Raw genomic sequence first — 18,378 nt, forward strand, 5'->3', positions numbered from 1 at the left:
CTACGAAGCGCCCCCCGTCATCGTCGTCACGCCACGGAGTGGACCAGGAACGTACCCCTCAGGTACTACGCCGCTCAGTTGTTCGCCGCGATGTAGAGGAATCTCTCCACGATCACCGCCAGCGCGACCGCGAACGCCGGCACGGCCAGGAACAACAGGCGTTTGCGGGCCCGCGGCGCCCGGTTGGGGCCGTTGAGGCGGATGATCTCGTAGCTGAAGAGCGCCACCCACGTCACCGCCAGCGCGGCGATGCCCACCGGCGTCCACGGCGAGGTCGGGTCGCCCCTGCCCTCGTACGGGTTCGGCTCCGGGATCTCGGTGCCTCTGACGAACTTCTTCCACGTGTAAAGCGCCGCGTCCTGGTTGGCGTAGACCCGCTTGACGTCGGGTGACTTGTCCAGGGCCGCGCGGAACCGTTCGCCCCAGTCGGCCGGGAAGCCCTCGTTGAGCTGCAGGTAGCTCACCTGGCCCCGGCTCACCATCAGGTACGAGTTACGCGGCGCGCTCTTGAGCTTCGCCACCGCGTTCTCGATCTTGGACGGGTCCTTGAACACCAGCGCCTGCTCGGAGAAGCTCACCCGCTCGATGTCCCGCTCGCCCCACGGCAGCGTCGGCGTGACCTCGGGGCCCTCCTTCGGCACCAGGTAGAGCACGCGGGCGCTCGGCTTGTCGTGGTCGTAGACGTAGTGCAGCGCCGCCACCTCGCCGGTGGTGACCCGCTCGAACTTCTCGTTGCCGTACCTCGCCAGCAGGAACGCCATCGCGAACACCACCGCGAAGCACGCCGCGAGCACCAGCGAGATCCGCTTGGTGAGCTGCGGGTTGAAGCGCACGTTGCGCTTGCGCAGCGGCACCGTCTCCTCGCGCACGTCCGCGCTGTCGGCAGGCAGGTTCGGGAAGAACGCGTACGCGGCCAGCAGGCACGCGCCCGGCAGCGCGAACATGTAGATGCGCAGCCCGATCTCGCCGCCGTAGCTCTGCAGGCCGAGTGCCAGCACCGGCACGCAGAGCAGGATCAGCGCGGAGCGGTCGAACACCCCGCGCCGCAGCCGGCGCAACAACCCGGCCGCCGCGCAGGCCAGGATCACCGCGAGGATGCCGAGACGGGCCTGCAGCACCATCGCGTGCGCCGGGTCCGTGCCCTCGATGCGGTCACCGGTGTTGCTGCGCAGGTTCTGCAGGATGTTGCCGAGGCCGCCGAAGATCGTGTCGATCTGGCTGGCCCAGAAGCCGACCGTCAGGTAGCTGATCCAGGCCAGCACGATCAGGCCGAGGAAGAACGGCAGCGCCCACGTCAGCGTCGTCCGCTTGAACAGCAGGAACGCCGTCACCACGCCCAGCATCATGAACGGCGTGATCTGATGCGAGGCCACCGACGCCAGGAACAGCGCGACGAGCAGCATCAGCATCAGCAGCTTGTCGGCGCGGAACGTGCCGGTGTTGGCCAGCTCGCCCGGCGTCATCGCGTCCAGCTTGCCGATCCACTTGCGCAGGCCCTTGGGCGGCACCGGCTTCGTCCGCTGCTCCACCCGGCCGAACCAGCGCAGCAGGATCGCCACGAACGCCAGATAGAGGGCGAACGTGAAGCCCTGCGGGGAGAAGTAGTCCTGGCCGATCCACTGCACCAGCACGAACAGCAGCGCCGCGAACCACCTGGCCCGCGTCGTCGCCACCACCTGGCGCAGGATCAGCACGAACGGCAGCAGGTAGAGCAGGTTCGACAGCAGCGGCGTCCACTGCAGGATCGTCGTCATGTCGCTGATGCCGGCCGCCTTCGTCACGAAGGCGAACAGCGCGAAGAAGCCCGGCCAGCCCATGCGGGCGTCGATGTTGATCGCGGTCTCGCCGGTCCTGCCGATGAACTCCACGAAACCGGCATGGATGTACGCCGTGGGGAAGCGCGGCTCGTCGGCCACCAGCGCGCCCGCGCCGTGCAGGGCGAACGTGATGGCGGCGATCTGGAACAGCAGCAGGAACTTGCGGTCGGTGCTCTGGGAGACCGTGACGAAGAACGACACGATCATGATCAGGATGGCGATGAACGCCGTCGCCGGCAGCGCCGAGATCAGTCCGAGCCCGTCGATGTCGGCGGGATCGACCCCACGCCAGGGCCCAGGGGGCACCTTGAGCGCGAGGATGTACATGACGAGGCCCTCAAGGACCAGCAGGACGGGCAGCCACTTGGGCGCGCTGGCGACCAGCGCCCCCAGCCGCGCCCCGATCCCCTTCTTGGGCGCCTGCTGCCGCTGGGGCCCGCCGTAGGGCGCCTGCTGAGGGAGCGGCGGGCTGCTCACCGGCGGGCTGCTCACCGGCGGGCTCTGCACCGCCACCCCGCCACCGGGCGGCCCGGGGACGGTCATCGGCTGCACGAGGTCCGCCAGGCTCCGCGCCCCACCGGGCGCCTGGGAGGCGGCCGGCGCGCCGCCGGACGGCGCGGCCGCCCCGCCGGCGGGTGGCATGCCGGAAGGGGCGCCTTCGGTCGTGGCGCTCGTCGTGCTGGGCGCGTCGGCGGGTTTGGGTGCGTCGGCGGGCTTCGGTGGCGTGGCGGGCCGCACCTTCATGGGCTGCGTGCCCCCGACCTCCTCGCCGGCGTCGGAGGCCGGCGGCTTCGGAGGCTCCGCGACGACCGGGGGTTTGACGCCCGCCGGGTTCGTGTCGGTGGTGTGGGTGTCAGGGGCGGGCAGCGGGAGGGGGAGCCGGATCGCCGTGGTCGTTTCCGCGTCGGGGCCGCCCTCGTCCGCAGCGCCCTTGTCCGCAGCGTCCTTGTCCGCAGCGCCCTTGTCCGTGGAGCCCTTCTCCTCGGTGCCCTCGGTCTCGGTGCCCTCGCCGTCGGCGCCCTTCGGGGCCTCCTCGGCCGCGTTCGGGCCCTCACCGGACGGGGGCTCGAACGTCAGCTTCGGGATGACTCCCGTAGCGTCCGGATCGAAGGGCACGTCCGACTCCTCCTTGTCACCACGAACGTCCGGGGAGCTGGTCCCCGTGGTCTTGCCATCGCCGTCCCGTTGCCTCACGTTGACCATCATGCGGCCCCGGACGACCCCTGGGTGACAGGCGACCGACCAGTTTCGTCCACTTTGAGAATCTTGCGGAGATTTCCAAAGATCACAAGTGCGACGAGCACCTCGCTGACCAGCAGACCGTACCCGACCGCGTTCACCCCGAAGTACGGGAAGAGCAGCAGCGTGGACACCAGCACCAGCACGGCGAGCCCGATCTGCACGATCGCCAGCGTCCGCGCCTGGCTCTGCGCGCGCAGCGCACTCAGGTACACCTCGATCAGCACCCGGGGCAGCACCGCCAGCGCCATCAGGCGCAGCAGCAACGTGCCCTCCTCGGCGAACTCGGAGCCGAAGATCCGCAGGATCAGCGGCGCACCCAGCACCGCGACCGTGATGATCGGCACCACGATCATGAACGCCCGCCGCAGCGCCCGCCGGCAGTTCTCCGCCAGCGCCGCCCGGTCGAAGGAGCCCTCGACGGTCAGCGACACCGCCATGTTCATGGCCAGCAGCTCGATCATGCTGGCCAGCGTGTGCGCCATCGAGAAGCGGCCGAACGTGGCCTCGCCCACCTGCGTCGCCACCACCACGGGCACCAGGTAGACGATGGCCAGGATGGACAGCGTGCCGGGGAAGTCACCGGCCAGGAAGCGGCCGACCTCGCGCAGCCTGGGCGGCTCCTTCACGGGGTCCGACTCGCGGACGTGCCGGCGTACGACCACGCCGAAGATCAGCCACTGCACCGGGATCAGCGCCAGCGCGGTCGGGATGACCCACGAGACGAAGATCCCGCCGGAGGGCAGCGCCCCGGCGAGCGCCACCAGCAGGCCCATCTTGACCAGGCCGAAGACCAGGTTGTTCAGCGGCACGAACGGAGCCCTGCGCAGCCCGGTCAGCACGACGTCCTGGAGCGTGAAGACCGCCCACACGACCACGGACCCCAGGAAGAACAGGCCGGGCCCGAACCCGGCGAGCACGGAGTACGTCTTGCCCCACAAGGGCAGCGTCAGCAGGAAGCCGACCGCGGCGACCCCGCCGGTGGCGGCGGCCAGGCCGTACCCGCGCAGGATCAGCTCGGGCGTGCGGCGGCCGGCGATCGGCAGGAAGCGGGCCAGCGCGCCCACGAAGCCCAGCGCCGTCAGCGAGGCGAACAGCCGCATCGCGGTGATCACCGCCTGGCCGCGGCCGAACTCCTCAGGCGTGTAGAAGTGGGCGGCGAGCAGCCAGTAGCCCATGCCGAGCACGCCGGTGATGACCGTGTTGGCCATCAGCGCGTAGCCCTGCCGGAACAACGGGTTGCGCAGATCGGTGACGACCCTCGCCCAGACCCTAGACATTTCCGCGCACCCGCTGCAGCCCGTACCTCGTCCTGCGCACGACCGCGTACCCCTTGGTGAGGATGCGCTCGCGCAGGTAGATGAGAGGTACGGCGGTGCCTTCGACGGCGCGCTTGAACATGTTGATGGTCGTGCCCTTGCCGACCGTCAACCGGGGGATGGCGAGCATGTCGTGACGATCGGCGGCGATCGTGTTGCTCACGGCGCAAGCAGCAAAGTATCCGGCTTTGCGCACTTCACGGCGTACGCGGGCGCTGGAGTACCCGTACGGGTAGGCCATGGTGGCGACCGGCGCGCCGATCTTCTCCTCCAGCAGGCCCTTGTTCCTGCGCAGCTCCTGCCGCAGGTCCTCGATGCGGAGCTGGTCGAGCTGCGGATGGCTGTGGCTGTGGCCGCCGATCTCGATGCCGGTCTGCGCGGCCTCGCGGGCCTGGCCCCAGGACAGCATGTCGTCCAGGGGCCGGCCCGCGGCCTCCTTGCCCGCGTCGGAGACCCAGCCGCTGGTCAGGAAGACCGTGGCCGGGAAGTTGTAGCGGTCCAGCAGCGGCAGTGCGTGGCTGTGGAAGTCGGCGTACCCGTCGTCGAACGTCACCACGATCGGCTTGTCCGGCATCGAGCGGCCGTTGTTCTTGTTGAGCGCGGCCACCAGATCGCCCAGGGTGAGCGGGGTGAAGCCGCTCTCCTTCAGGTAGGCGAGCTGCTCGGCCAGGTCGGACGGCCGCACGGCGTGCGGCTTGGTGTCGTCGTTGGGCGTGTCGGTGACCGAGTGGTACATCAGGATCGGTACTCGAGTCATGATCGTGCCACTTTCAGCCGTACGGAACCGACGACGTAACCCCAGGTCGTCCAGGCCAGCCCGATGACGATGGCGGCGGCCCTGCCGAGCCCGCCCAGGTCACCGCGCAGGGCCTCGCCGACCCCGCGCAGCGCGCCGAGCGGCAGCGTCTTCATGGCGTGCGCCCGCTCGCTCGACAGCCCGTCCTGGGTGCCGACCTCGCGGGTCACCAGCGCCTTCGACAGCCCTTCCGCGTAACACCTGGACCTGAAGTACGAGAACCTCTCACGCTGTGTGGACACCTTGTGCCCGATCACCGCGCGCGGCTCGAAGAGCATGACCGAGCCCGGCTTGCGCTGCGAGAGCCTGATGCAGAACTCGGTCTCCTCGCACCCCAGCGGGCGCGACTTGCGTCCTTGCACGCTGCGGCCGATGCCGCTGTGGAAACCGCCCACCTCGGACACCGCGTCGCGCAGGAAGGCGGCGTTGCCGCCCATGACGTTGCGGATCGGCGCCCTGACCGCGGGCATGCCGCGGTAGGTGCAGCCGACCGTCCAGTCGAACTCGTACGGGAACCACGAGGGCCGCCGCCCCGACGCCCACAAGGGGTCGGTGCGGCCGCCCACGCCCACGACACCGGGTTCCTGGAAGCCCTCCTCCAAAGCCTCCAGCCACCCGGGATCGGCGACGGCGTCGTCGTCGAGGAACGCGACGATCTCACCGTTGGCCGTGGCCACACCGGTGTTCTTGCCACCGGACAACCCCTGCTCGTGCGTGTTCTCCACCACGATGGCCTGCGGGTACTCGCGCTTGAGCTTGAGATGCAGGTCGGGGTTGTGATCGACCACCAGGATCAGCTCGTGTGCCGGGCGCGTCTGGTTCTCGACCGACTCGACTGCCTGCCTGATGTCCTCCCACCGCTCCTCGGTGTAGACGCAGATGACAACAGACGTGTTCACAGAGATCCTTTTTTAAGCGACGCCTCGATCAGCGGCGGGAGTGGCGGCGGGCTCAGGCTGAGGGGGAGTGGGCTGGCGACGCCACTCCTTCAGGATGGTCTTGAGCACGCGGAAGCCGTCCCGTACGACGTGCAGGTTGCTCTCGCCGTGGATGCGATTGCGCTCGTGGCTCGGCACCTCGTGCACCTTCAGCCCGGCCTTGGCGGCCCGCACGTTCATCAGGGTCTCCACCTCGAAGCCGTCGCAGTCGAGGTCGAGCACGTCCAGGTGGCGCGCCCAGAACGCGTTGTAGCCATAGCAGAGGTCGGTGTACTGGGTGCGGTACATCACGTTGACGATCCCCGTGAGGATCTTGTTGCCGAGGCGGCGGTTGAGCGTCAGGTCGTCGCTGCCGCCGCCGGCCGCGTAGCGCGAGCCCTTGACGAAGTCGGCGCCCGTGACCAGCGCGCCCACGAAGTTGATGATCTCGCGGCCGTCGGTGGAGCCGTCGGCGTCGATCATCACGATGATGTCGCTGGTGCACGCGTCGAAACCGGCGGCCAGGGCGTCGCCCTTGCCCTTGCCCGTCTGGGTCACCACTTTGACGTTGGGCCGCAGCCGCTTGGCGACGGCCACGGTGTCGTCGACGGAATTGCCGTCGACGAGCACGATCTCGTCCACCCACTGGGGGATGGTGGCGAACACATGAGGGAGGTTCTCGGCTTCGTTCATCGCCGGCACGACCACGCTGACCGTCGGGGAGATGGCCAGGTGCGGAGTGACCGGCGTGAAGCTGGAGGGCGGAGGCATCGACCGCAGGGGTGCGGAGTGGACCTTGCCGTTGTGCTTGGTTATCTCGGGACTCATAGCGAGGGAATTCCTTCCGGGACCCGCATCACGCGCCGGGCACGGACCCTCCCCGGGTGCTGCGGGAACGGTGAAACCGGCGAATGATGCATCGGTGGATCCAGTGGAGTGAGGGTGTTGGTGCTGTGCCGGGGGGTCTTGCCCGGGAGCGGTCTAACGTGCTCCCGTTGGTTCCTGACTTACCGCATTGGATGGCTCCTGATGTTGCATCGAGGTGCGCACCCGACCGAAGCCCTTGAGCACTCGGTCGGCCGCCCTATAGAGAGACGGCCGGTCCATGACAATTGTTCGGGCCTTGTTGAAAGGAGTTCGGCCCATCCAGTGGACCGCCGCCGACGGCGACGGCCGTGAGATGCGGCCTTCGGCGACGTACAGGACGCCGCTCTTGAGCCAGTCCTTGTACTCCTTGCCGCCCTTGCCCATGTCCACCATGTGCAGGCCGGCGTTCGCGGCGGCCTCGGCCATCTGGAGATGGTGCACGATGCCCGGCGAATAGCGGCCGAACTCGGTGTCGTAGGCGGGGAACCACCCTACAAGCGTGGTCGCCGTACGGAGGCCGAAATGCCCGGCTACCGGCACGTCACCGGCATAAAGCATGGTCAGCACGCCCGCGAAGTCCGATGAGTTCTCGGCATGCATCATGTCGGTCAGCTCGACGATCCACGGCTGGGCGAATCTGTCCACCCGGCCGGTTCTTCGATACTGGTCGGACTTCCACGCCAGCAGGGTGCGCAGCACCTCGGGGTCGGGCGAGGCCCACTCCAGGCGCAGCTCGCCGTGCTCCCTGCCGAGCTTGCGTTCCTTGTACCTGACCGTCTTGAGGTTCTTGGGCGAGTTGGACTTGACCTGCTCCAGCCAGGCGTCGAAGCCGGCGGTGAAGTCCATCACGGGCGCGGGCCTGACGTCGGCCTCGTACGCGGTGAACGTCGGCTGCCCGGCCACGAGGTGGTCGAAGTCGAACACGCTGAGCTTGCAGGCCCGCAGCAGGGCCTTGGCGTCGAGCTTGAGGTCGGGGACCGAGATCAGGCCGTGGCAGGTGGTGAGGAAGCCGCCGAGGGGTTTGCCGATGCCGAAGCTGTGCCGCTCGTACGGGAAGAACCCGACGATGCGGCCTCCGTCGGAGATGACCGCCACCCTCACGTAGTCGCGCAGACGATCCATCGCCACGGCGAATTCGACCGACAGGAACGGGTTGTCCAGACTCGGATCGGCCTTCTGCAGCTCACGCCAGCGCGCGCGCTCGGAGTCGCCGAGTTCTCTGGGCCGGACTACCTGGATGTTCACCTTGCCCTGGCCCCCTGTTCGGTCTGCATGCTCTTCCCCCGGTACAACACCCGAAGCACGTACATGAACCCACCGAGCACGGCGACCGTCGCGACACCGGCCCGGGGCGACCACGCGTTGAAGAGCAGCATGGCCTGGGCGAGCAGTACGTTGAGCACAAGGCTCGCTGCTGCTCCCACGGAGAGTGCGGCAAGGGGGTCACGATCACGCAACAGTCCCACCACTGCCGCTCCTGGCACGACCAGGAGGAACAAGGAGATCAGGAACGGGCGCAGCGGTGTCTCGATATCGAACAGCGCGATGACCGCTCCTGCGATGCAGGCGAGCGCGACCAGCCAGGCCAGCGCTCTGCGGTGCTGCTTGAGCATCTCCTGTCTCTCTCCTGCCCTTGCTGGTTAGGACGCCGAACGATCGCAATTCATGGGACCAATCGGCGCCTGGACACGTCAATGCCGACGCTTGGCGACGCGCGCCGGTTTACCGGCAGGCGGGGTCTTTCGTGTGACCTTCAGCACACGGTCAAGTGATCGCCCACCCCGAAGCGGTCCCCAAGCACACCAGAATGCCCTATGTGGCCTAGGATCTTCGAGCCAGGGTCCGATTTATACCCGTTTGTCGATCAGATTTGTCAATCTACTGCGGGTTGACTTCTGCTTTGCGCAGGCCCTCGGCATCCGTCCCATCGGCGGATGAGGTGGCCACCCCCGACGTGGGCACGGGGGACGGTTCCTCGCTCGCCGTCGGCTGGTCGGTCGGCGGCTCGGGGAGCTCCTCGCCCTGCCAGGACAGCGCGCACGTGGCGGTGCCCGCGTTCGAGGTGAACGCGACCCGTCCGGTGCCCGGCTCGTACGGGTCGGCGACCGTCACCCTGACCGTCGCGGCGGCCCCCGCCTTGATCGAACCGCTGGCCGGGACCACGTCCAGGCCCTGCGAGGCGGTCGCCACCCAGGAGACCGCCGCGTTGCGGGCCCGCAGCCCGATCTCGCCGGCACCGGTGATCGCCTGCGGGCATGTGGTGACCAGCCGGGCGCTGGGCGCGGGGCGGCGGCGGGTGGCCGTCGGCGGTGCGGGTCTTCTCCTCGGCGGCCCAGCCGCGGGTCGTGAGGCCACGCGCGAGGGCGGGGCCGCCGACGGCGTACGGCTGGGCGACGGCGTCGGGGCCGGCTCGACCTCGTCGATCTCCAGGTCCTCCGTCGGCTCCGGGCTCTCCTCGACGGGCGGCGGCGTGGTCACGGTCGGGCGGGGGGCCGCGGTGCCGACGTCGGAGGCGTTCGAGCCGTTGATCACCACCACCGCGCCCGTCGCGGCCAGCAGGCAGGCGCCGGCCAGCACGAGCGGACCCACGCGGCGCGAGCGGCGCCGGCGCGGATGCGACTCGGCCACCACGGGGAACCCGGCGCGGTCCAAGCTGTCACCGCGGTCGGTGATCAGCTCGCGCGTCTGGTCCAGCTCGGGGCTGACGCACGTGTCGATCACCCGCCGGCGCAGCGAGATCCCGGGGTACGCCACCGGCACCAGGTCCAGCAGCCGCGCCGCGGAGACCTGCCGGTGCCGCCCCTCCGTGCACACCTCGCATCCGCCGATGTGCCCCGACAGCCGCCGCCGCAGCAGCGGGGTCAGCGGGCCCTCCCACGAGTCCACCATCGCCGACAGGTCGGGGCAGTGCGCCCGTCCGGTCCGCGCCAGCACGACGGCCGCGGCCGCGATCTCCAGGTGGTCGCGGGCCCGGCTCAGCCGGTTCGCCGACTGGCGGCCGGTCAGCCCGAGCACCGCGCCGACCTCCGCCGGGGTCAGGCCGTGGCGCAGCGACAGCTCCAGCACCTCGCGCTCGCCCCTGCGCAGCTCGCCCAGCGTCTCGTGCACCAGGTCCGCCAGCTCGGGGTCGTCCTGCTCGGCCGGGTCGGGCAGCGTCAGCCCGGCGGGCGGGGTGCCGGGGCGGTGGGCCAGGCGGGCGCGTACCTGGAACCTGGTCAGCGCGTACAGCCAGGCGCGCAGCTTGGCGGGCTCCTTCAGCCGCTCGACGCAGCCCTGCGCGGTGACCAGCGCGTCGTGCACGGAGTCGGCGGCGAGGTCGCGGTCGGCGGCCATCGCGTAGGCGTAGTCGTACAGGCGCTCGCCGTAGGAGTCGTAGAGCGTGGCGGGAGCTTCGGGGTCCGCACGCCGCAGAGCCTCGATCAGCTCCTGGTCGTCGGCGCGATCGATGGTCGGCCATCCAGGCACGGATTTCCCTCCCCGCGGGTAGTACGGGCACTAGAGCCCCACGCGGAGAGGACGCGGCCTGGTTCGTACCGGTTCGCCCTCCATACCCAACGGGCATGAAGGGCGAAAGGGTCAGCCGTCGCAGTTCGGTGTGCAGAGGCGGCGTTCCATGCCCTGCAGGAAGAAGTCACGGACCTGCAGGATGTCCTCGGCGATGTACGCCTCGCCGCCCGTCGCCTTGGCCAGCGCCTCCATCTGCCGCTTGCCCTTCTTGGCGTCCGGTCCGAACGCGATGAGCAGGATGCTGATCGGCCGCTTCGGGTTGTAGGTCTGCTTGAGGAACTGCAGCAGCTCGGCGTTCTTGACGCCGCCGTCCGGGTCGTCGTTGCCGGCGCCGTCGGTGAGGATGAGCAGGGTGTTGACCTTGTCCTGCTTGTACGTCTTGGTGAGCTGGGTGTAGGCCGCCTTGACGGTGTCGTTCAGGCCGGTGTCACCGGTGGCCTTGGCCTTGATCTGCGCGAACGTCGTGGCCAGCACCTCCTTGCGGAGCGCGCCGTCGATCGACTCGCTGAGCGGCCCGACCGGGACGTCCTCCCTCCAGTCCTTGCCCTTGCCGTCGAGGTGCGTGGAGAACGTCCACAGGCCCATCTCGGAACCGGCCGGGAACAGCGCGAGCCCCTCGGTGGCGATCTTGTTGATGGCCTGCATGCGGGTCATGCCGGTGCCCGGCACCGGCAGCGCCATCGTGCCCGAGACGTCGAGCAGGGTGAGCAGGCGGGTGCCGAGGTTCAGCCGGGTCCAGGTCTGCACCATGCGCGCCACGGTCGCGCCGTCCGGCGGGTCCAGCGCGGTCGGCGTGTCCTGGGTGAAGCCGTCGCCCTCCGCCAGCACGTCGCCCGGCTTGCCGTCGGTGCCGCGGAAGCCCGCCTCGCGCAGCGTCCGCTTGGCCGACTCCGAGGACAGATCCTGCTTGAAGTCCGCGGCGGCCTTCAGCACCTCCGGGTCCTTCGTCAGGATCGTCACCGGGTAGTCGAGGCTGAGCGTGCCCTCCTTGGGATAGAGGGCGACGACCGGCGCGTCCGGCTTCTTGCTGTTGTGCGCGTAGATGGCCTGCTCGGAGGTGACGCCCACGGGCACCTTGCTGCCCGGCTTGACGGTCAGGCTGGCCAGCAGCGCGTTCGAGTCGGCGGCGAGCTGGCCCGACAGCTCCTTGAGCGCGCCCACCAGCGCTTTGTCCTGGCCGGCCTCCTTGGCCGTGCCGGCCGCGGCCAGCAGCGCGGCGAGGCCGGCGGAGTTCTTCTGCGGGTCGAGGGCGAGCACCCTGACCTTCCTGCCGGGGCCGTCCACGTTGGCCACGTTCGCGGCGGCGATCATCGAGGTCCAGCTCGGCTGGAGCGCGCCCGACAGCTTGCCGGCCGCCGACTTGGCCGCCGCCAGCACCACGGGCGACGTCGCGATCGACCCCTCCACCTGCGGCAGCGCCTCACCGGCCGGGGTCTGGCGCATGCTCTCCATGAGCAGGCTGGAGTCGGCCACCCAGAAGTCGGCGGTGACCTTGCCGGCCGCGAGCGCGTTCGCGGTCCGCGCCGATGCCTCCTTGGCCACCGTCACCTCGACGCACCTGCCGTCGATCGAGTGCAGCGCCTTGTTGTAGCGGCCGGCGATCTTGTTGAGCGCGGGCTGGATGTCAGGGGCGGCGACCACCTTCAACGGCAGCTTGCCGCCGGAGCAGTCGTGGTCGCGGGTGAAGATGACGAACGCCGCGACACCGAGCAGGACGGCCATGGCGACGGCGCCGGCCAGCGGGACGAGCACCCTGCCACGGCCGTTCCTCGGCCGTCTGCGCGGGACGGGTTCGCCGGCTCTGTAGTCGCCATCGAGATCGTCTGTGCGGTGTCGCCCCACGATGTCCTCTTAGGTGTTTTAGAGACCGTCCGGAGACCCTAGCGGGAGATGCTCCGCAATACTCCGGGAACGATACTCGGTGCGGTCTCTGTGGCAAAACAGCCCTTTTGGTGCGACGATGACGCAGGGTGACCATCAATGGCAACAAGTGTGACCGATCCAGGCGCGCCGCCCCTCGCGTACGGCGACCGCCGCGAGGAGCACCGCCACCGCCGGATCGACCCACCACCACCCGAGTGTGTTCAGGTACAAACCGGCCAGCACCCCGGCCGCCATGGCCGCGCACATGAGGTTCTGGGTGCCCTCGCCCGACGTGGCCGCCGACGCCAGCCGCGCCCCCAGCCGCCGCTTCGCCAGGCCCAGCGCCGGCATGCTGACCAGGCTGACCGCCGTCACCACGATGCCCAGCACGCTCGGCGTCGCCCGATGCCCCGCGTCCAGGTCATGCGCCACGTGCAGGACCAGGTAGGGGGCCAGCAGCCAGAAGCTCACCGCCACCGCGCGGCGGGCCGTGCGCTCCGCGTGCGGTGACAGCGTACGCGTGCCGGTGAACCGCCACACCACGATCAGGCTCGCCGCCGCCTCCACCAGGGCCGCCAGCCCCCAGCCGATCAGCGCGACCGAGTGCGCCGCGAGCCCCGCGGCCAGGCCGAGCGCGCTCTCCACGCCCAGCCAGGCCAGCGTGACCAGCGAGAGCGTACGAGCGGCGCGGGCCGCGCGCAGCCAGTCCGCTGACGCGGCCGGACGCTCATGAATCCGCTGATCAGGCACCATGAACCCCCGAACTCCGGCTTATCCGGCCGTCGACAGCGATACGTACCGTACCCACTGCGGAGCGTGACGAGGAATGGCGGCGGCAAAGCCTGATCAAGGTTCGCCCGCATAATGAGGGGTCGATCATGAGGGGGAGGTCCTGTTGCCGTTCACGCCCAGCCACATCGCCGCCGTCTTACCGCTCATCGGGCCGTCGGCCCGGATCCGCAAATATCTCGACCCCTGGGCGCTGGCGTTCGGCGCCATGGTGCCCGACCTGCCGCTCTTCCTGCCGTTCCTGCCCGACTACAGCGACTGGCACTCCTGGCTGGGCGTCGTCACCATCGACCCGCTCGCCGTGCTCATCCTGCTGCCGTTCTTCCACCTCGTGCTGCGCGACCCGCTGATCGCGCTGCTGCCCGCCTCGCTCGCCGGGCGGGCCGCGCTCCTCGCCCCCGAGCGGCTGCGCCTGCTCCCCATGGCGGCCGGCGCCGTGACCGGGGCCGCTACCCACGTCCTGTGGGACTCCTTCACCCACTCCACCGGCGTCATCGAATGGGGGGCCTGGCTGTCGGTGAGCGTTCTGGGGGTGATCAGCCTCTACCGCCTCCTCCAGTACGTCTCGTCCGCCATCGGGCTCGCCGTCGTGATCTGGTGGGGATGGCGGGGCCTGTCCGGGATGGCGGCGGCGCCCGTACCCGAGCGGCTGCGCCTGCCCGCGCGCGTCCGCGCCGCCGTCCTGTCCGTGGCCGGGCTCGGCGTGCTGGCCGGCGCCCTCGTGTGGCCGCTCATCGACGAGCCCAGCCCCCGCCACGGCATCGCCGGCGTCATCACCAAGACCGGCGCGGGCACCGTGGTCGGCCTCTGCCTGGTCCTCGCCTGCTATGCGCTGGTCTGGCAGGTCAGGCGGCGCATGGCAGTATCGGAAGGTGCTTGAGTACGTCACCGACCCCGACGACCCCCGCCTGTCCGACTACACCCGGCTGCGGGACGTCGAGCTGCGCAAGAGTCTTGAGGCCGAGCGCGGCCTGTTCCTCGCCGAGGGCGAGAAGGTCATCAGGCGGGCCATCGGCGCCGGCTACCCGATCCGCTCCGTCCTGACCACCCGCCGCTGGCTCACCCCGCTGCAGGACGTCCTCGGCGACGCCACCGTCTACGTCGTCAGCGACGAGCTCATGTCCGGCATCGCCGGCTTCCAGGTGCATCGCGGCGCCCTCGCCTCCATGGAACGCCTCCCCCTGCCTTCCGTCGACACCCTCCTCAAAGGCCCGGCCCGCCGCATCCTCGTCCTGGAGGACCTGGTCGACCACTCCAACGTCGGCGCCATCTTCCGCTCGGCGGCGGCCCTCGGCGTAGGCGCCATCCTCCTGTCACCCCGCTGCGCCGACCCCCTCTACCGCCGCGCCGTGAAGGTCTCGATGGGCGCCGTCTTCTCCATCCCGTACGCCCGCATGGACGACTGGTTCGAGGGCCTGACCCGCCTGCGCGAAGCCGGCTACCACACCCTCGCCCTCACCCCCGACCAGCACGCCACCCCCATGGACCGCGCCCGCCTCACGGACCGGGTGGCCCTGCTCCTCGGCTCGGAAGGCGACGGCCTGTCCTCCCACTGGCTCCAGGAGGCCGACGAGGCGGTGTGCATCCCGATGAGCCCCGACGCGATGGCCGCCGGCGTCGACTCCCTCAACGTCGTGGCCGCCGCCGCAATCGCCTGCCACGGCCTCATGCGAGCGACAGACCCCGCACAGAGCCCTGCCTGAGTTCTGTGCTCGGATCAGCTGGTCAGGACATGCGCCATCTCCAGCCGGTCACCCACGGCAAGGGCCGCCACCAGTGACGTTCTTCTGAGCGTCCGGTCCACGGCGGCGGCGAACGCCGCGCCCTGCGCTGCTGTGAGCTCCGGCCTTTTCGCCATGCCTGAGCTGGGGGACGTTTAAGTGCGGCTCAGGGGGCACGGGCATACGCCACGTGAGCGTAAGGAGTGGGGATGCAGCCCGTGGAGAAAGTCACGTCGCTGGGGATGAGCCTGGTGAGCGGGGCGGTGGCCGCCGCGTTGTTCAGGCGGGCCTGGGCGATGGTGTCGGGGCAGGATGAGGCGCCCGATGCCGATGACCTGAGCCGGGGGTGGACCGAGGTGCTCGTCGCCGCCGCCGTGCAGGGAGCCGTGTTCGGGGTGGTCAGGGCCGCGGTTCAGCGTACGGGGGCCAAGACCTTTCAGCGGCGGCGGTGAGCCCCCGTCACTGGTTGTCGTCGTTCAGCCAGTCGGGGTAGCCGTTGAAGTCGTGGGCGATCGGCTCGCGGTCGATGGGGTGGCGTGCCCCGATGCTGCGCATGTGACGTTCGAGCGCGGGCACCTGCTGCCCCGTCGTGACGAGGGTGAGCTGCCAGGTCGTCGCGTCGGCCGCGGACGGGTGCGGGACCTCGGCGATGTCGATCGAGGTGGCCAGCCCGGCGAGCAGGATGCCGTGCGCCAGCTCGGCCGCCGCCTCGTGACCCTCGATCAGGGTGCGGACCTCGAAGAATTCCGCCATCAGGGTGTCCTTAGGGAGGGGTGTGTGGCTCACCCTACTCGGCAACGGACGGCGGGCCGAATCCATCGGAAAACGTACAGCGGCGTCGTGGCGGGGCGTCCGGCCGCAGACGAGGACGGACGGCGCGGCCGATGAGGCACACTGTAATCGTTCGATTACCGTACGTGCGTCCATCGCGCAGGCCGGAGGGTCCATGAACGGGGCTTGGATCATCACGCTCACCGTCGCCACGGGGCTGCTGGCCCCGCCGTCACACGCCACGACGGCGTCTCCTTCCGGTTCCGCGGAGGGTGGGGCGGCGCCTTTCCGGCTGGCGGCGCCGTTCTGGCCGGCCACCGCCGGTGCTCCGGGCGGGCCGGCGTTCGGGTTCTCGGCGGGACGGGGGTTCGGGCCGGCGTTCGGGGCGGCGCTCGGCCGGTCCGCGGGGGCGGACTTCGGGGCGGCGCTCGGCCGGTCCCTGGGAGCGATGTTCGGGGCGGCGTCGGAGGCCAGGGTGGCTCGGTGGCCGGGTGAGAGGGCGCGGAGCGGGGCGCTGACCTGTGCCGTGTCGACGCCGTCGGGGCGGCCGCTGACGTTCGCGCCTCGGGTGGGGCTGACGACGCGGCGCATCTCGGCGCGCGGCTACCTGGAGTTCACCGGGTGCACCTCGCCCGACGGCTCGGCCACGTTCCTGCGGTCGGGCTGGGTGAACGTCAAGGCCACCGCCCAGGCGTCGTGCGCCACCGCCCGCCGGGTACGCGGCACCGCCAGGATCACCTGGTTCGGCGCCACGGGACGCCCGGCGGGCACCTCGAAACTGGGCATCAAGGCCGACCACCTGGTCGCCAGGCATCCGGCCGACACGCTGCTCACCGGCACCGTACGTACGGGCTGGCTGGCCGGCCGGCGGGCCAGGGGCGGCATCGCACCGCCCACGGCCATCCTCGGCTGCGCCGCCAGCGGCCTGCACGCCTATCCCGGCCACGGCACCATCACCTTCGACTGACCGGCCCCGGCGGGCGCCCGCCGGTCGGCCGAAGCGCCCGCAAGCACCTCCGGCCGCCGACCCCCTAGCCGGTCGGCCGAAAGCCTCATGATGGTGTCGGCCGGTCAGCCGAAGGCGACCTGTTCGCCGGCGTAGTCCAGGAGTTTCTCCGCCGTCGAGAAGCGGCGCTCGTTCTGGTCGCCGAGCAGGACGCCGACGATCTGCAGGCCGTTGCGCTCGCCCGCGAACAGCAGGCAGTAGCCGGCCGCGTTCGTGTACCCGGTCTTGACGCCCAGCACCCCGTCCGCCCGCGACAGGAGCTTGTTGGTGTTGCGCCAGGTGTGCGCCCGGTGCACGGCGGTCTTCGACACCCTGTGCACCTTGGCGCCGACGACGGTCGTGAAGATGCTGCTGCGCAGCGCGTACTGCGCCAGCTTGGCCTGGTCGGCGGCGGTGGAGTAGCCGCCGTTGGCGGGAGTGGGCATGCCGTCCGCGTTCGTGTAGCGGGTGTCGGCGAGGCCGAGCGAGCGGGCGGTGCGGTTCATCTTGGCGATGAAGGCCGTCTTGCCAGGGCCGTAGTGGCGGGCCAGGGCGTTGGCCGCGTCGGCGCCCGAGGGCAGCATGAGCGCGTACAGCAGATCCCTGACCGTGAACCGCTCACCCTTGCGCAGCCCGGCGGTGGCGGCGCCGCCCTTGGCGGCGTACTTGACGTCGGCGGCGCTGATCGTGATGACGTCGCTGAGGTCGGCCTCGCGCAGCACGACGTACGCCGTCATGACCTTGACCAGGCTGGCCACCGGCACCCGCCTGGTCTCCCGCTTGCCGAGGTGGACCGTTCCTGCTGAATCGACGATGTACGCCTCTTTCGCCTTGACGGCGGGCGCGTTAGCGGCCTGGGCCGGAGTGCTGCCGAACCCGACAACCAGCGCGACCACCGCAGAGCTGATCAAACCCCCAATACGCATGAGAATCATGGTGACAGGAGATCAAGGATTCGTTTGCCTAACCAGGCCACGCGTCGCCCTCAGATGGGGGTAAATCCTTCATAGATCCGATATGGCGGGGGGCGGTGGCCATGGCGGGAAAGTTCGTCATCACTGAGGATGAACAGGGCGAATACCGGTTCGCACTCGTCGCGAACAACGGGCAGACCCTGGCGGTGGGGGAGGGATACCCCAGCAAAGTGGCATGCGTAAACGGCATCGAGACCCTCCGCAGGAACGCCCCGCAGGCGACGATCGAGGACCGTACGACGAGTCCGGCAGCTACCGGGTAGTCACGAGTCCTGCGTCACCAAGGGCTGGTCGTCGGTGGTGCGGCGGCGCCGGCGGCGGATCATGAACCAGGCCGCCCCGGCGACGGCCACCACCGCGACGACGGCCGCCGTGATGGGCGACCGCGCGGCCAGCTCCAGCCATCCCCACACGACGGCGGTCAGCCCAAACCACCACAAAGGCGCCCAGGTCAGGCAGCCGAGCGCGCTGGCCACGACGTACCAGGGGTAGGAGACGCGCAGCGCCCCTGCCACCCAGGGCAGCGTGTGGCGCAGCATCGGCACCCAGAAGCAGCCGTAGACGGCGAGCGCGCCCCAGCGCTCGACAACGGCCTCGATCTTCGCGATGCGGTCGCGGCCGAGCTTGACGCCGACGCGCGACTCGTACAGCTTCTCGCCGAGCCTCCGGCCGACCCAGTAGTAGACCTGGAACGCGCCGAACAGGGCGTTGATGAGGATGACCCCGACCTGCCAGTACTCCAAACCGAACCAGAACGGCGCAGTGGGAGCGGGGACGGCCATCGTCAGGTACCACATGTCCGGGCCCACCCCC

19 protein-coding genes are annotated in these 18,378 nt (G+C 70.1%); 5 read left to right on the forward strand and 14 right to left on the reverse strand.

Features of this window, described 5'->3' with window-relative positions:
- Positions 1-74: 74 nt before the first annotated feature.
- From ACFFR3_RS29155 to ACFFR3_RS29200, 10 genes are all read right to left on the reverse strand, one after another.
- Positions 75-2,933, reverse strand: coding sequence for a hypothetical protein (locus ACFFR3_RS29155; RefSeq protein ID WP_379484178.1), 2,859 nt, complete (start codon positions 2,931-2,933; stop codon positions 75-77).
- Between the two features lie 86 nt (positions 2,934-3,019).
- Positions 3,020-4,336 carry a lipopolysaccharide biosynthesis protein gene (locus tag ACFFR3_RS29160; RefSeq protein ID WP_345388795.1) on the reverse strand — a complete coding sequence of 439 codons (1,317 nt, stop codon included), beginning with the start codon at positions 4,334-4,336 and terminating at the stop codon, positions 3,020-3,022.
- Positions 4,329-5,132, reverse strand: coding sequence for a polysaccharide deacetylase family protein (locus ACFFR3_RS29165; protein ID WP_364370157.1), 804 nt, complete (start codon positions 5,130-5,132; stop codon positions 4,329-4,331). The genes ACFFR3_RS29160 and ACFFR3_RS29165 overlap by 8 nt, the downstream gene beginning before the upstream one ends.
- Positions 5,129-6,070: a glycosyltransferase family 2 protein gene (locus tag ACFFR3_RS29170; RefSeq protein ID WP_345388791.1), complete on the reverse strand. Its 942-nt coding sequence runs from the start codon at positions 6,068-6,070 to the stop codon at positions 5,129-5,131. The genes ACFFR3_RS29165 and ACFFR3_RS29170 overlap by 4 nt, the downstream gene beginning before the upstream one ends.
- 12 nt (positions 6,071-6,082) lie before the next feature.
- Positions 6,083-6,916: a glycosyltransferase family 2 protein gene (locus ACFFR3_RS29175; protein ID WP_364370160.1), complete on the reverse strand. Its 834-nt coding sequence runs from the start codon at positions 6,914-6,916 to the stop codon at positions 6,083-6,085.
- 153 nt (positions 6,917-7,069) lie between these two features.
- The gene (locus tag ACFFR3_RS29180) at positions 7,070-8,200 is read right to left on the reverse strand and encodes a GNAT family N-acetyltransferase (protein WP_364370163.1); all 1,131 of its coding nucleotides are present in this window, start codon (positions 8,198-8,200) and stop codon (positions 7,070-7,072) included.
- Positions 8,197-8,568 (reverse strand): hypothetical protein, encoded by a 372-nt coding sequence (locus ACFFR3_RS29185; RefSeq protein WP_355418680.1) that lies wholly within the window; start codon positions 8,566-8,568, stop codon positions 8,197-8,199. Before ACFFR3_RS29185 ends, ACFFR3_RS29180 begins: the two co-directional genes overlap by 4 nt.
- A gap of 265 nt (positions 8,569-8,833) precedes the next feature.
- Complete coding sequence (locus tag ACFFR3_RS29190) at positions 8,834-10,420, reverse strand: RNA polymerase sigma factor (protein ID WP_379484179.1); 1,587 nt, start codon at positions 10,418-10,420, stop codon at positions 8,834-8,836.
- A gap of 111 nt (positions 10,421-10,531) precedes the next feature.
- Positions 10,532-12,214, reverse strand: coding sequence for a substrate-binding domain-containing protein (locus ACFFR3_RS29195; RefSeq protein WP_345388781.1), 1,683 nt, complete (start codon positions 12,212-12,214; stop codon positions 10,532-10,534).
- Between the two features lie 225 nt (positions 12,215-12,439).
- Entirely contained in the window at positions 12,440-13,078 is a 639-nt protein-coding gene (locus ACFFR3_RS29200) for a cation diffusion facilitator family transporter (protein ID WP_364370168.1), read from the reverse strand.
- Between the two features lie 142 nt (positions 13,079-13,220).
- On the opposite strand from ACFFR3_RS29200, the gene ACFFR3_RS29205 reads away from it, so the two are divergent.
- A complete protein-coding gene (locus tag ACFFR3_RS29205; RefSeq protein WP_379484180.1) occupies positions 13,221-13,994 on the forward strand; it encodes a DUF4184 family protein in 774 nt (257 codons plus the stop codon).
- Positions 13,987-14,817: a TrmH family RNA methyltransferase gene (locus ACFFR3_RS29210; protein ID WP_379484181.1), complete on the forward strand. Its 831-nt coding sequence runs from the start codon at positions 13,987-13,989 to the stop codon at positions 14,815-14,817. The genes ACFFR3_RS29205 and ACFFR3_RS29210 overlap by 8 nt, the downstream gene beginning before the upstream one ends.
- Positions 14,818-14,831: 14 nt before the next feature.
- Here the strand turns inward: ACFFR3_RS29210 and ACFFR3_RS29215 are convergent, their stop codons facing one another.
- Entirely contained in the window at positions 14,832-14,972 is a 141-nt protein-coding gene (locus ACFFR3_RS29215) for a hypothetical protein (protein WP_379484182.1), read from the reverse strand.
- Positions 14,973-15,044: 72 nt separating this feature from the next.
- Between ACFFR3_RS29215 and ACFFR3_RS29220 the strand changes: the two genes are divergently transcribed.
- Positions 15,045-15,287: a DUF4235 domain-containing protein gene (locus ACFFR3_RS29220; RefSeq protein ID WP_364370180.1), complete on the forward strand. Its 243-nt coding sequence runs from the start codon at positions 15,045-15,047 to the stop codon at positions 15,285-15,287.
- A 7-nt stretch (positions 15,288-15,294) separates the two neighbouring features.
- On the opposite strand, the gene ACFFR3_RS29225 is transcribed toward ACFFR3_RS29220, so the two are convergent.
- Positions 15,295-15,588 carry a hypothetical protein gene (locus tag ACFFR3_RS29225; protein WP_345388771.1) on the reverse strand — a complete coding sequence of 98 codons (294 nt, stop codon included), beginning with the start codon at positions 15,586-15,588 and terminating at the stop codon, positions 15,295-15,297.
- A gap of 193 nt (positions 15,589-15,781) precedes the next feature.
- Between ACFFR3_RS29225 and ACFFR3_RS29230 the strand changes: the two genes are divergently transcribed.
- Positions 15,782-16,573, forward strand: a complete 792-nt coding sequence (locus ACFFR3_RS29230) for a hypothetical protein (RefSeq protein ID WP_379484183.1) — start codon at positions 15,782-15,784, stop codon at positions 16,571-16,573.
- 104 nt (positions 16,574-16,677) lie between these two features.
- Here the strand turns inward: ACFFR3_RS29230 and ACFFR3_RS29235 are convergent, their stop codons facing one another.
- Entirely contained in the window at positions 16,678-17,517 is an 840-nt protein-coding gene (locus ACFFR3_RS29235) for a D-alanyl-D-alanine carboxypeptidase family protein (protein WP_364370186.1), read from the reverse strand.
- Between the two features lie 110 nt (positions 17,518-17,627).
- Here ACFFR3_RS29235 and ACFFR3_RS29240 point away from each other — a divergent pair, with 110 nt between their 5' ends.
- Positions 17,628-17,828 carry a YegP family protein gene (locus ACFFR3_RS29240; RefSeq protein WP_345388765.1) on the forward strand — a complete coding sequence of 67 codons (201 nt, stop codon included), beginning with the start codon at positions 17,628-17,630 and terminating at the stop codon, positions 17,826-17,828.
- Here ACFFR3_RS29240 and ACFFR3_RS29245 read toward each other — a convergent pair whose 3' ends face one another.
- Positions 17,829-18,362 carry a DedA family protein gene (locus ACFFR3_RS29245; RefSeq protein WP_345388763.1) on the reverse strand — a complete coding sequence of 178 codons (534 nt, stop codon included), beginning with the start codon at positions 18,360-18,362 and terminating at the stop codon, positions 17,829-17,831.
- Positions 18,363-18,378: the final 16 nt, after the last annotated feature.

The sequence above is a fragment of the Nonomuraea salmonea genome (assembly GCF_042428605.1).
In the GTDB taxonomy this organism is placed as follows: Bacteria; Actinomycetota; Actinomycetes; order Streptosporangiales; family Streptosporangiaceae; genus Nonomuraea; species Nonomuraea salmonea.

Bases quoted from the DNA above. Each gene is read 5' to 3' on its own strand.
- ACFFR3_RS29160 (WP_345388795.1), bottom strand. From the start codon at position 4,336: ATGTCTAGGGTCTGGGCGAGGGTCGTCACCGATCTGCGCAACCCGTTG.
- ACFFR3_RS29165 (WP_364370157.1), bottom strand. From the start codon at position 5,132: ATGACTCGAGTACCGATCCTGATGTACCACTCGGTCACCGACACGCCC.
- ACFFR3_RS29175 (WP_364370160.1), bottom strand. From the start codon at position 6,916: ATGAGTCCCGAGATAACCAAGCACAACGGCAAGGTCCACTCCGCACCC.
- ACFFR3_RS29185 (WP_355418680.1), bottom strand. From the start codon at position 8,568: ATGCTCAAGCAGCACCGCAGAGCGCTGGCCTGGCTGGTCGCGCTCGCC.
- ACFFR3_RS29200 (WP_364370168.1), bottom strand. From the start codon at position 13,078: ATGGTGCCTGATCAGCGGATTCATGAGCGTCCGGCCGCGTCAGCGGAC.
- ACFFR3_RS29215 (WP_379484182.1), bottom strand. From the start codon at position 14,972: ATGGCGAAAAGGCCGGAGCTCACAGCAGCGCAGGGCGCGGCGTTCGCC.
- ACFFR3_RS29220 (WP_364370180.1), top strand. From the start codon at position 15,045: ATGCAGCCCGTGGAGAAAGTCACGTCGCTGGGGATGAGCCTGGTGAGC.
- ACFFR3_RS29225 (WP_345388771.1), bottom strand. From the start codon at position 15,588: ATGGCGGAATTCTTCGAGGTCCGCACCCTGATCGAGGGTCACGAGGCG.
- ACFFR3_RS29230 (WP_379484183.1), top strand. From the start codon at position 15,782: ATGAACGGGGCTTGGATCATCACGCTCACCGTCGCCACGGGGCTGCTG.
- ACFFR3_RS29235 (WP_364370186.1), bottom strand. From the start codon at position 17,517: ATGCGTATTGGGGGTTTGATCAGCTCTGCGGTGGTCGCGCTGGTTGTC.
- ACFFR3_RS29240 (WP_345388765.1), top strand. From the start codon at position 17,628: ATGGCGGGAAAGTTCGTCATCACTGAGGATGAACAGGGCGAATACCGG.
- ACFFR3_RS29245 (WP_345388763.1), bottom strand. From the start codon at position 18,362: ATGTGGTACCTGACGATGGCCGTCCCCGCTCCCACTGCGCCGTTCTGG.